The organism is Acinetobacter sp. ANC_7513 (genome assembly GCF_056779915.1).
The window spans coordinates 47,722-59,752 of record NZ_JBWYIW010000009.1 but is presented as its reverse complement, the minus strand read 5'-3'; the positions used below and the strand labels follow the sequence as shown (position 1 = coordinate 59,752).

Here is a 12,031-nt window from a genome sequence, read left to right as displayed (position 1 = left end):
TATAATATAACATTTCAACCAAACTTCAATCATATTTCATTCATTTACTCCAAATTAATTACCTTCATATAATTAAACCAATGGGTTACATATCAATGTTAATCTATAAAATTCGGATAGCATTTTTTTGATATATTTCAGCAATGCCCTTTACAATTTCACATGCTGTACTCGCACCAATTTTGCATAAAGCATCGAAAGGAACACTTCCTATTTCTGCTCTAGCAATTGGTTGCATGGTCCCTGACTTATTTCGTCTTTTTACAGACGAACATATCCAAATCTCACATCAATGGAGCGCATTGCTATATCCCAATTTATTGGTGGGAATGGCATTCTGTCTATTATGGTATGCACTATTACGACCTACTTTTTTTAGATGGGTTGGTATTTACAATCCCTTAAAACTCTCGAACTTTAGATCTGTCTTTCAATTCTTGGTGCTGATCAATATTTCATTAATCTTGGGTATCAGCAGTCATATCCTTTGGGATGGTTTAACTCATGTTGATTACAGAACCTTTGCTTTTCATGACCTATTAGCTAAACAAATCAATCTTTTCGGACAACACTACCCCCTCCATCGAATTTTACAGGTCGGTACCTCTATTATTGTTTTGCCCTTTATTTTATGGTTTGCAAAACAGTATTTTTGTACTTACCGTCAATCATTCAGAGTAACCCGTTCTATCACTATTTTTGCTGTGGTATCCGTGCTAATTTCAATATTAGGTGGATTATTTGGATTTATTCATTTCTACTCTAATTACAATACAGCCATTTTAAATGACCTATATGGTTACATTGGCTTCTCAATTAATTATTTCTTTAGAGGCTTTCTATTGACGTTTGCGATTTGTACGCTTGTTTTTCAAATCTTAGATCAATTGGAATTATTCGAAGGATCGTCTTAATTTTAAATTTGCATTAAATAATAGTGCTTTCATAATCTTCTCCTTGTGACTGTAGTCTCAAAGAGGCATAATTCACCCTTTGTATAAAGGCGTTACGCTGTTTACGTATACGCTTTCATTAACCCATATAGTTGGATTTTTAACGCTATGATGCGAACTCATTACTGCGGTTCATTAACCGAAGCTCAAATTGATCAAACCGTTACACTTTGCGGATGGGTACACCGTCGCCGTGACCATGGTGGTGTAATTTTCCTTGATATGCGTGACCGTGATGGTCTAGTTCAAGTGGTTATTGATCCTGATACACCAGAAGCTTTCGAAACAGCTGATAAAGCTCGTTCTGAATTTGTATTAAAAATTACTGGTCGTGTTCGCCGTCGTTATGCTGGTACTGAAAATGCCAACATGGTGAGTGGTCAAATCGAAGTATTAGGTAAAGAAATTGAAGTTCTAGCAGCGTCTGAAACTCCACCATTTCCATTAAATGATGATAATACTAATATTTCAGAAGAAATTCGTTTGAAATATCGTTTCTTGGACATTCGTCGTCCAGAAATGTTAGAGCGTTTACGTTTCCGTTCTAAATTAACAAACCTTATTCGTAACTATTTCGAAGAAAATGGATTCTTAGACGTTGAAACACCTATTTTGACACGTGCGACTCCTGAGGGTGCGCGTGACTATTTAGTTCCAAGCCGTGTATCAAATGGTAGTTTCTACGCTCTTCCGCAATCACCACAGTTGTTTAAACAATTGTTAATGGTGGGTGGTATTGATCGTTATTACCAAATTGCTAAATGTTTCCGTGACGAAGACTTACGTGCTGACCGTCAGCCTGAATTTACACAAATCGACGTTGAAACATCGTTCATGAGTGACGATGACATCATGGATTTAATGGAACGTTTAACAGTTAAGATGTTTAAAGAACTTCTTAATGTTCAATTTGATAAGTTCCCACGTATGACCTATGCAGATGCAATGCGCGACTATGCGTCTGACAAGCCTGACTTACGTATTCCACTTAAACTCGTTGACGTTGCAGATTTAATGCAAGACGTAGAGTTCAAAGTATTCGCTGGCCCTGCTAAAGATCCTAAAGGTCGTATTGTTGCATTACGTGTTCCAGGTGCAGGCTCTCTTCCACGTAGCCAAATCGACGAGTACACTAAATTTGTTGGCATCTACGGTGCAAAAGGTTTGGCGTATATCAAAGTTAACGAACTTGAAAAAGGTATCGAAGGCTTACAATCTCCTATCGTGAAATTCATCGAGCCAATCGTTCTTGATCTATTAAAACGTGTGGGTGCTGAAAATGGCGATATCGTATTCTTCGGTGCAGATAAAGCGAAAGTTGTAAACGATGCAATGGGTGCTTTACGTATCAAAGTCGGTCATGACATGAAGATGGCAACTTGCGAGTGGGCACCACTTTGGGTTGTTGATTTCCCAATGTTTGAAGAAACTGATGATGGAAAATGGACTTCTGTTCACCACCCATTCACGCTGCCTAAATCTAGCGTAGAAGAAGTGAAGAACAACCCAGGTGCTGCATTGTCTGTTGCTTACGATATGGTACTTAACGGTACTGAAATCGGTGGTGGTTCGCTTCGTATTCATAACCTAGAAATGCAAAAAGCAATTTTTGAAGCTTTAGGTATTGGTGAAGAAGAAGCAGAAGAGAAATTCAGCTTCTTATTGAACGCTTTACGTTATGGTGCACCTCCACACGGTGGTTTGGCATTCGGTTTAGACCGTCTTGTGATGTTAATGACAGGTGGTTCATCAATCCGTGATGTGATTGCATTCCCGAAAACGAAAACTGCGGAATGTCCTTTAACACAAGCACCTGCACCAGTTGAATCAACTCAACTTCGTGATCTTGGTATTCGCTTACGTGAAAAACCAAAAGCTGAATCACAAGAATAAAGTTTTGTTGATCTAAATAAAAACCCTGCAACTGCAGGGTTTTTTATTTCATTGAGATACATGCTTAAAAATGGCATAATCGCAGAAAATATTTAAGAGTTAATTCATATGGCTATGCGTCCTGATGTTCGTCGTCATACAATCATTATTATTGTATTTTGCATCGTGCAATGGGCATTTATGCGTTATATCTTGAATGAACAACTATTTAACCTCACTACTTATCAGCGTATCGTGTTCTTTAGTACGAGTAGTTTTATTGCCGCGTTTGGTTCAATCGCTGCATTGATTTATATGGTGATTAAAGGAAATGCGGATAATAAATAATAGAATACTGTAAATACCCCTATTATATTTATTTATGTTTTCTAAGTCCTAGCCAATTTTTGTATAGGTAAAAAATTTAGGGGTTTTCAACATCCACCTCACCTTCCAGTGGAAATGACTAGCATTGGCTCTTATAAAATTTAAATCATTGTTTTTAATTTGATTTAAAAATTTACAGTATTTTATAAAACTAAGCTTTATATATGTATTAAAAAGCACAATATCAAGATGTGAGTAAACCTCTTTAATCTGGCTAACATCTCTTTCAGATCTAAATAATTTGACCCCATGATATAAACTGTTAACATGCTTATCACTAATAGTACAGTTAGTTATACTGGACTCTCGATATCTATAAAATAAAAGCGGTTTATTTAATTCAAATATTTTTAAATTTTTTTATAAATAAAGAGTACACATAACATATCTTCAAAATATAAATCTTTAGGAAATTTATATGTATAAAAAAAGATCTTTTATAAATCCTCAACCATGCATACCATCTATTTCTTTTAAATTATTGAAGTAAATAATATTGATCAACCTGATCGACCAAACCAGTTTTTTCAGTTAAATTTAGCTCTTTATTGAAGTTATGTCGACTCTGTTCAATTGCATTAAAATGAATCAAATCGATATTCTTTTTACTTTTTAAAATAGCAATAATTTCACCAATATAATTTTCCATCACTTTATCATCAGAATCTAAGAAAGCTATATAATCACCTATAACCAAATCAAGAACATTATTTCGAGCCATACTCAGACCCTGATTTTCTTGATTTATAATTAAAATATTTTTTAGTTCAGATTGACTCTCTAAATAATTTTTCAATATAGGAATAGATTGATCTTGAGAACCATCATTAACAAAAATACACTCCACTTCAGAAGTAAGTTGATTGAATAAAGAATGAATACAATCCTCTATGTAATCTTCAACTCCATAAACAGGAACAATAATACTTAAAATAATTTTTTCAGATTTATTATACATTGTGATCGCATTGAATAGTTGGGTAATAATTTTCTATATGATTTCCTAGGCTAATAATAGTTTATTAAATAATTAATCTTTTTGTAAGAAAACTTTTTGTATATAAAAATATACTGGTCAAATTTAAAAATAAATAAAATTTAGGAAATTGTAATAGTGTTTATAATTTATTAATTTTTTAAACATGAGCCTAAAATGAAGTTCTTAAATTATCATTTAAGAACTTCACTATGTTGAAAAATAGCTATTCAATAATTTTTATTAATTCATTCCTCACTCTAGGATATATAGCTTCTGCATACATTGACGTAATGTGATCATCATCCCTATAAATTGGTATATTAGATTCATATGTCAAACATTCATCCCCCTTACAAAACAATTCATTCCAATCAAGTGAAATAATGAGGTCTGCCAATCTTTGAGATGGATCAGTATCCTGTAAATAGCTTCCCTTTTTATAAGCACAATTTTCAGGATTGTTGAAATTATTGATTAAACAATAGTTTGGTGAAATGGAGAATCTTGGATTATCACGTATTCCAATAATTTTTACATGCTCTTGCTTATCTATAATATTTTTCCACGCCTTAACATAAGAGATTGGAACATTTTCCTTCAAACTGGACTCATCAGGATAAGTTCTAGTAGAGTTAGTTATAAGATAGTTAACTTGGCGACTACCCAAGAAATCAAGTAGTTTCTCATTCCACTCTAGACAACTTGAATCGTATAATTCATTTTCAAAATTAGCCCCTAGAGGGCAACCACTCTTAGTGATTTGTACAATTTCAACTTTGAATTCATTTGCAAATTTAATAATTGTTGGAATCCATTGTTCAATATGTGATCCACCAACAACATAGATCGTTTTATTTGCACCTTGAACACCATGTGTACAAATTTTTAAATCAGAACTATCACCGTATATTGAACAATCTTTAATTTGATGTTTTAACCCAATACCCTCAACCACTTTTAAAGCATCAATTAATTCAAAATCTTTTGTATTGTTTAAATACCAGTCATCGTATGCTAGTTTTAAGCGCTCTCTCTCAATATTTCTCAATAAGGAAAAGGTAAGCGAAAAAGCTAATATAATAGATAGAATTATGGCATAGAACTTCACTTTTTTTGCATTATTAATAGTTATTAACCCATTCAAAAAATTTACTATTAATACAAAAAATACTGTTAATAAAACTACAACCATCCCGTTAATAAAGTTTATTTTAGCCAGGCCGTAATAAGCCTTATAAATTATAAGTATTGGCCAATGTACTAAATATATTAAAAATGTATATTTTGAAATTATTTGAAATACATTTAATTTTAAAAAACTAACACCCCAAAATTTTTCATTATCCAACAATACCACTAATGCAACAACTACAGGTAAAATTGATGCAAATCCAGGGTAAGGTAGTAAATTAGGAACAAACAATGCATTAATTATAAGAATTAAGATTAAAATAGGTATGCCAAATGTTGTAAATAAAATAATTTTTTTATCACCTTTATTTAATACAATTAAATAAGCCAATACACCAAAAAAAAACTCCCATATTCTCGTCAAGGGATGAAAGTAAGCATATGATTCATCAGTATAGGTTTCATACAAACCATAAAAAAAAGAAAAAATTATTATTAAAATTGCAACAAAAGAAATTCTCTTAATATTAAATTTAGAAAAATAAAATATAAATGGCAAAAATAAATAAAATTGAAATTGAATAGATAAGGCCCAAAACTGCTGAAAAGGGTTCAAAAAACTAGAGTTTAAATAATTTAAATTATTACGAATTATGTACAAATTCTCACTAAAACCAATACTTTTTGAAGCATGTTTTATTATTTCAAGTCTATTACCTAAATCTAATACAAACCAAAAAAATAGAGTAAGGCTAACAACCAAAGCTACAGGAATAAATGTTTTTGATAATATTTTTTTCCAAAAATCAAGAAATATGTTCAACAAGCTTGACGAACTCATCTTCATCAGAACTGCTGTCATAAAATAACCTGATATAACAAAGAAAATATCTACACCACCAGATATTTTTTCAAGCCAAATATGACAAATGACGATTAAGATAGCACTTATAGCCCTTAAACCCTGAATATCATTTCTATAAATTGACTTCATAAAATTTAAAATTCATTACAGTCTACTAAATACTTTTAAAATTAAAAACTCAATCTTGAATAATATTCGAATGATAAAATTTTGACGATTAACAAACTTAATCTTAAAATCATTCAACAAGTTATATTCATTTAATTTAATAAAGTGTTTCAATACACTTGCACCATATTCAATTTGTTTTAACTTAAACTTTTTCTTATTATTTAGATACACCACTAAATCAGCTCTTTCAGTTGCAATAAATTTCTTATTTTTATTTTTATGAGTTAAACCGTGTGTTTGAAATTCAATGAATGTTATCCCCCCTTCAAAAAATTTAAAATTCACATATTCGCTTAATGCTGCAAAAAAACGCCATTCTCCACCACCACGAATTTTCTCATTAAATCGAATATTTGTTCTTCTCAACAAATTAGCTTTCAAGAAATGTGTTGTATCTCTTCTAATACTTTTTCCAATCAGATAGTCATCTACATAATTATAGCTACCCTGAAGTTTATTCAGCTGAGTAAGTGATTTCTCTGATTGATGATCAATTTTTCTTGATACAAACCACTCAAAGCTTTTAAATTCATTTATCTCTTTTAATGCATTTTTCAAAGTATCTTTATCAAAGAAATCATCATCATCTAAAAAAACTATGAAATCGACATTATTTTCTAATAAATACTCTATTCCTTTATTACGTGAGTAACAAACCCCTTGATTTTTTGAATTTTTTAAGTAGTGATGCTTTTCATTTATTAATTTAATTAATTCACCATTAACTTGCTCTGAGTCATCGACTATAACTTGAAGCCAGTTACTATAAGATTGATTTTTTACGCTTTCAATACACCTCTTTAAAAGATCTGGTCTATTATACGTAGGAGTAACAATCCCGAATTTTAACACTTCGATTATTCCTTTAATTCGCTTATCTATTAAACATTTCAGTTAATTTTAAATAAGAACTTACTGCAAATATTTGACCAAATTTTTTTTCTAACTTCAAAGGATTCAATCCTTTCAAACTAGCACTTTGTATTAATTTAGCTAATTGATCTATATTTTGAACATCAACTAGATATTCCTCATCCAATATTTCATTAGGCCCAGAAGGGCAATTGGTACTAATTACTGGCACATTTAAAGCCAATGACTCCAATATTACTAGGCCTAGCCCTTCAAAATCAGACGATAGCACCATAAAAGAAGCATGTTTCATGTAGGGATACGGATTTTTCTTGAACCCGGTAAAAATTACTTTATGTTGAATATTTAATTCATTAACTAATGTCTTAGCTTGATCTACCAATTCTCCTGTACCAACTAGCACTAGTTTTTCGGGAATATTTGCCTTAGCGTAGGCTTTAATTAAAATATCATGTCGTTTTTGAAATTTAAATTTTCCAACATTAACTATATATGGCCCTGCTATATCCGGTATGAACTCATTGGCGGAAGATTGAATATCATCAATATCAATTGGGTTATAAATCGTTTGAATATTTTCACTATTAAATAATTTTTTAAAATCTTCAGTTACACCTTGGCTTACACCGATACATGGCTTAGATAAATAAATTTTTTTTAATTGATTTAGTAATTTGTCATTAAAGCAACCAGCGTATTCTTGACTCGTTGTATTGTGAATGACCATATGAACGTTTGGTAATTGGCTTCTACTTAAAATAAAATCGACAGGAAATAAATTAGATAAAACCAAATCAGGAGTACCCACTTGATCTAAAACGAATTTATCAAATGAACTCGCGGCAATTTTTGCACGCATAAATTTAGGTATAGCACGAAATTTTTGATAATTAAAGAAGTGTATCTTCACTCCCTCAGGAATAGGTAAATCTATAATATCTTTGAAATAAACAATATGTGCTTCATGTCCTGCATTATTTATACCTTTGGCTAAAGTTAATGCGAAACGTTCAGCACCGTTACCTTGTAAAGTAAAAATAGCAAGTACAACCTTTTTTTTCTTCATAATTCGATATTCAATATTGTTAAAAATGTGCCTTATCAAGACGAATAAATCGCTTTTGCGCTTTAAATATGACTTGCATATAGCGACATCCCATAGCCAACTGACCGATGATCCGTCTCTTTCTAAATACTCTTTTTTCCATAGCAGAAGAATAAATTGGCTTGTGATGTTCTGAACGTCCGATCACTGATTCAAACTGCTCTGCAGGTACAAGACCATAAGCTACCATTTGATCTTCTTGAATAATTGCGGCAGGCTCAGCTTGTAAACTCTTCAATCCATAATGGCTAAAAATAAAACCATCAGCAATTGCAGGTGAGGTTTCTGCTAAACGTTGTAATAACTTCTTTGCGCCCGATGGATAGAGTAAATATCCTGCTGCACCTGTTCGGTCTTGATATAGAGTATATAGCGCAGTTTGTCCAGCGACTAATTGATATTCTGGTTTTTTAGAAATAATTTTTTTACGACTACGTACTTCAAAATTAATTAAATCTATATCTTTAAAATTATAATTTTGTATTTCTTCAAGTAACTGAGGAATATGACATGATAAGACTGCATCATCCTCTAATATCAATGCTGGTTCATTAGTTTTAATAACAGTTTCCCAAGCTTTCTGATGACTCAAAAAACATGCTACCTCCACCTTACGCAAAGGTCTTTGCCAACCAAACCCTAATAATTGATATTGTGAATCATCGATATCATCAACTGATACAGCAGCTAAACGCTGAAAAGATAAACCCAAATCATCAAACTGTTGAGTCTGAAAAGCCAAACGCTCTTTTGAACGCTCAAGATTTATAATCAAGATCTGCATGGATTACCACCAACGTGTTTTTTCACGCGTATGTCTTTTTTTAAAACGCACATAGACAGTATCATTAACGTCTTGATTAATCCGCTCAAAAATTTCAATAACCAATTGACCTAATGGATGATCAGTACATATCTGGTCTAAACGCCAACGCATATTTCTCAATGTATCATCAGTACCCACTGCAAAAGCAGATGTACCATCAAATAGAGCATAACGTTGTGACTGTAAATGATTTAGACACTCTAGATTTTCTTCCATCTGATGATCACATAAATAGCGTTCCGTTTCCTGAAGCTTTAAAGTATTAATAAGAACCACAGCATTCATCAAAATTGCTTTCAGAAGAGAATCTTCATCATGATCAATGAAAGTATCACACGCTGAAATTAACCATCGTATATTTAAGGATTTCAGTAAAAAATCTCGCTCTTTAAGCCATAAAGATTTAAATTTTAGATAGTTATCTGTCGTATCAACATCTCGGCGCATCAATACAATTAGACTAGCATGATAATGATTCAACGCAGGTTGACCTACGAACTCATCTTTGAGCTGCTCTATATGCTGCTTCAAATCTTTCGCTGATCCATGGGTATAGCGTGTTTCATCACCTTCAATCAAGTTTTCTTTCAACGCATTAATATCTATACCTTCAAATTGCGCATAGACCTCATCTGCACCAAAACGACGTTGATGCCGACTAAAGGAGAACCATTGTTCGAATTTACTTTTTTTTCTAACAGGCATTATAAACCACCATTAAAAGGCAACTATTATTGCCAAGCATCCTTAATCCATTGACTTGGCAACACATAGCGGTACCATTTACCACCGCCACCATTCACAGCATCAGGTGGATTAATCTCACCATGGAAAATAATAATTTTAGCACCTTCAGGTTTTACTGGTGGCTTAAAAAACGCCATTGGGATTTTTTGTAAACAGTGATATTTATAACTTTTACACCAGCTATCTGGCCAATAGGTTTGCTTCGCATGTTTATCTACATACCATGACAAATAGGCTTGTTCATTACGGAATTTTTTTCGGATCTCATCAAAGTTCTCACGAAAATATGGTAATAATCCAGGGAAAGCGCCCAATTTAAAACGATATACTGAGCTATTACCTGTGATTCGCCATGGTCGTTTCCAGTCGTGAATAATTAAAAAATCACCTGGATAAGTGAAAAAATCATCCATGTTATCAACGATAACAACATCCAAATCTAAAAATAGCGCGTTTCCCTTTAAGCCATATAAGTCAGGCTCAAAAGTTGAAAGTTTGTTCCAACCACGCTCAGGCGCGCCTTCAGGCAATGCTAACGGTGGAATAGGAAAGCATTTAACATTTGGATCAATTCCTTCTGTACGGTCAGTGAGACAAACCATCTGGAAATCAACAGTCGTGTGTCGTTTCACCATATTGTAAAGACGATTCACATACTCAGAACCATATTTGGTTCCCCACTTCATACACAAAACAATGTTCTGTTCTTGTGCAATCTCTTCTTCTAATAAGACATTGCTTTCATGTATTGACATGCCGTTTTATTCCACCTAATCAATAGCTGCATCATACCACAGAGTTAAAATATTCTTGAACGATAAGAATTCAAACTCGTCAAAATTGAAATCAAATCTTCATTAAATTGTCACGTCTTAGAAACCCTATTTTGTCAAATTAAATTTAATCTGGCTTGAACTAAAATAATGAAAATTACTATTGTCGGCACTGGGTACGTCGGTCTCTCAAATGCGATGATTTTAGCGCAACATCATGAAGTCACCGCCTTAGACATTGATCAAAATAAAGTAAATTTATTGAACAAGAAAATCTCACCTATACAAGACATAGAAATCTCTGATTTTCTAAGTAATAAACTATTAAACTTTAAAGCAACAACTAATGCTGTGGATGCATATTTTCAGGCAGACTATATTCTTATTGCGACACCAACTGATTATGACCCTACAACCAATTATTTTGACACTTCAAGTGTTGAATCTGTGATCACTGAGATTTTAAGTATCAATCCATTAGCGACGATCATTATCAAATCGACAGTTCCTGTAGGTTACACCCAACAACTAAAAAGTAAATTTGAAACACAGAATATTATATTTTCACCTGAGTTTCTCAGAGAAGGAAAAGCATTGCTGGATAACTTATATCCTTCAAGAATTATAATGGGTGAAAATTCTGAACGAGCACATCAATTTGCAAACATGCTCATAGAGGGTGCTTATAAAAAAGATTGTCCAGTCTTGTTCACTGACTCCACCGAGGCAGAAGCAATCAAACTTTTTGCAAACACCTATTTAGCTATGCGCGTTGCATTCTTCAATGAACTAGATACTTACGCTCAAATATACCGATTGGACACTCGCCAAATGATCGAGGGTGTTTGTTTAGATCCTCGAATTGGTAAATTTTATAACAATCCATCATTCGGTTACGGCGGATATTGTCTTCCTAAAGATACTAAACAATTACTCGCCAACTACGACCAAGTTCCAAGCAATTTAATTCAAGCCATTGTAGATGCGAATATTACTCGCAAAGATTTTATTGCACAGTCTATTTTGGAGAGATGCCCTAGCGTTGTTGGGATATATCGTTTGGTCATGAAAAGTGGTTCAGACAATTTTCGATCGTCAGCAATACAAGGTGTTATGCGTCGTCTCAAAGCACAAGGAATCAAGATCATTATTTACGAACCCACACTTTCAGAGAAAAAATTTCAAAACTCAAAAATCATCAAAACACTGGAAGAATTTAAAAAAAGAGCAGATTTAATTATTAGTAATCGTCATTGCGATAAACTAAATGATGTTGCAGATAAAGTGTATACCAGAGATATTTTTGGTAAAGATGATTAAAAAAGGACTCAATTGAGTCCTTTTTTCAA

Annotated in this window: 11 protein-coding genes; 4 read left to right on the top strand and 7 right to left on the bottom strand. The window is 32.7% G+C overall.

Annotation, left to right across the window (positions count from 1 at the left end; translation table 11 throughout):
* Window positions 1-143: 143 nt before the first annotated feature.
* From AC1M9B_RS10535 to AC1M9B_RS10525, 3 genes are all read left to right on the top strand, one after another.
* Window positions 144-914, top strand: coding sequence for a DUF4184 family protein (locus AC1M9B_RS10535; RefSeq protein ID WP_481609067.1), 771 nt, complete (start codon window positions 144-146; stop codon window positions 912-914).
* Window positions 915-1,061: 147 nt separating this feature from the next.
* Window positions 1,062-2,846: an aspartate--tRNA ligase gene (aspS, locus tag AC1M9B_RS10530; protein ID WP_035265578.1), complete on the top strand. Its 1,785-nt coding sequence runs from the start codon at window positions 1,062-1,064 to the stop codon at window positions 2,844-2,846.
* Window positions 2,847-2,954: 108 nt separating this feature from the next.
* Entirely contained in the window at window positions 2,955-3,173 is a 219-nt protein-coding gene (locus AC1M9B_RS10525) for a hypothetical protein (protein WP_481593534.1), read from the top strand.
* A 517-nt stretch (window positions 3,174-3,690) separates the two neighbouring features.
* On the opposite strand, the gene AC1M9B_RS10520 is transcribed toward AC1M9B_RS10525, so the two are convergent.
* From AC1M9B_RS10520 to AC1M9B_RS10490, 7 genes are all read right to left on the bottom strand, one after another.
* Window positions 3,691-4,170: a glycosyltransferase family A protein gene (locus tag AC1M9B_RS10520; protein ID WP_481609066.1), complete on the bottom strand. Its 480-nt coding sequence runs from the start codon at window positions 4,168-4,170 to the stop codon at window positions 3,691-3,693.
* Window positions 4,171-4,414: 244 nt separating this feature from the next.
* Complete coding sequence (locus tag AC1M9B_RS10515) at window positions 4,415-6,316, bottom strand: acyltransferase family protein (protein ID WP_481609065.1); 1,902 nt, start codon at window positions 6,314-6,316, stop codon at window positions 4,415-4,417.
* A 15-nt stretch (window positions 6,317-6,331) separates the two neighbouring features.
* A complete protein-coding gene (locus AC1M9B_RS10510; protein ID WP_481609064.1) occupies window positions 6,332-7,210 on the bottom strand; it encodes a glycosyltransferase family 2 protein in 879 nt (292 codons plus the stop codon).
* A gap of 22 nt (window positions 7,211-7,232) precedes the next feature.
* Window positions 7,233-8,297, bottom strand: coding sequence for a glycosyltransferase (locus AC1M9B_RS10505; RefSeq protein ID WP_481609063.1), 1,065 nt, complete (start codon window positions 8,295-8,297; stop codon window positions 7,233-7,235).
* Between the two features lie 19 nt (window positions 8,298-8,316).
* Entirely contained in the window at window positions 8,317-9,120 is an 804-nt protein-coding gene (locus tag AC1M9B_RS10500) for a glycosyltransferase family 25 protein (RefSeq protein ID WP_481597945.1), read from the bottom strand.
* Between the two features lie 3 nt (window positions 9,121-9,123).
* Window positions 9,124-9,867 carry a hypothetical protein gene (locus AC1M9B_RS10495; protein WP_481597944.1) on the bottom strand — a complete coding sequence of 248 codons (744 nt, stop codon included), beginning with the start codon at window positions 9,865-9,867 and terminating at the stop codon, window positions 9,124-9,126.
* A gap of 26 nt (window positions 9,868-9,893) precedes the next feature.
* Window positions 9,894-10,664: a glycosyltransferase gene (locus AC1M9B_RS10490; protein WP_481609062.1), complete on the bottom strand. Its 771-nt coding sequence runs from the start codon at window positions 10,662-10,664 to the stop codon at window positions 9,894-9,896.
* 168 nt (window positions 10,665-10,832) lie between these two features.
* Between AC1M9B_RS10490 and AC1M9B_RS10485 the strand changes: the two genes are divergently transcribed.
* Window positions 10,833-12,002 carry a nucleotide sugar dehydrogenase gene (locus AC1M9B_RS10485; RefSeq protein ID WP_481609061.1) on the top strand — a complete coding sequence of 390 codons (1,170 nt, stop codon included), beginning with the start codon at window positions 10,833-10,835 and terminating at the stop codon, window positions 12,000-12,002.
* Window positions 12,003-12,031: the final 29 nt, after the last annotated feature.